The organism is Flavobacterium succinicans LMG 10402 (assembly GCF_000611675.1).
Lineage (GTDB): Bacteria > Bacteroidota > Bacteroidia > Flavobacteriales > Flavobacteriaceae > Flavobacterium > Flavobacterium succinicans.
Window position 1 is genome coordinate 1 of the sequence record NZ_JATV01000042.1, and the last position, 363, is coordinate 363.

1 protein-coding gene is annotated in these 363 nt (G+C 38.6%); it reads right to left on the bottom strand.

The window, feature by feature from the left end:
• The coding region (locus tag AO58_RS0116740; protein WP_024982776.1) for a DUF1801 domain-containing protein at window positions 1-363 on the bottom strand (363 nt) is incomplete at its 5' end.

Below are 363 nucleotides of genomic sequence, written 5' to 3' on the forward strand. Positions count from 1 at the left end.
TTAGCCGTAGATCTTTTGAATGGTTTTGATGGAATTGGTGATGATATTTTTCAAAATATCGATGTTAATATCTTCCAGTTTTTTGATGTAGATACAGGCTTTCGCGGTTTTGACTTTTCCCAATTGTGAAAATAGATTTTCCTTGTCATCAATGTCTTGATAAACGTAAAGCGAAATCTGAGCAACCCGATTGGAAAGTCCGGCCAAAGGTGCGTCGCCTTCGTGACCGCTTTCATATTTGTAATGATAACTTCCAAATCCTATGATGGCCTCGCCCCACATTTTAGGTGGAAATCCTGATGTTGCTTCGAAAATTTTCACCAATTCTCTGACATCACTTTGGCGTTTTTCATCGGTGATATT